A 223-nucleotide genomic window follows, 5' to 3' on the forward strand; every position below is an offset into this window, starting at 1 on the left:
CCGCAACCGTTGGCCGCGCCGACGTCGCCGCGCGCGACCTCGCGGCAAAGGCCGCCGCCGCTCGCGCCAGCCTCGCGGCCGTGCAGGCCACACCCACTTTGGCCAACCTCAACGCCCTGGTCGACGCCTACCCGCATGAGGCGGTCCTGGGTGTCCTCGCGGTTTGGCCACAGATCGCGCAAGACGTCTTCGCCATCGCGAGCGACTGCGCTGGCGCGGTCGC

The 223-nt window shown here is 73.1% G+C and carries 1 protein-coding gene; it reads left to right on the forward strand.

The window, feature by feature from the left end; genetic code table 11:
- A partial coding sequence (locus tag E4K09_RS29210) for a hypothetical protein (RefSeq protein WP_166802373.1) occupies positions 1–223 on the forward strand: 223 nt, incomplete at both ends.

The organism is Microvirga pakistanensis (assembly GCF_004458765.1).
GTDB lineage: Bacteria > Pseudomonadota > Alphaproteobacteria > Rhizobiales > Beijerinckiaceae > Microvirga > Microvirga pakistanensis.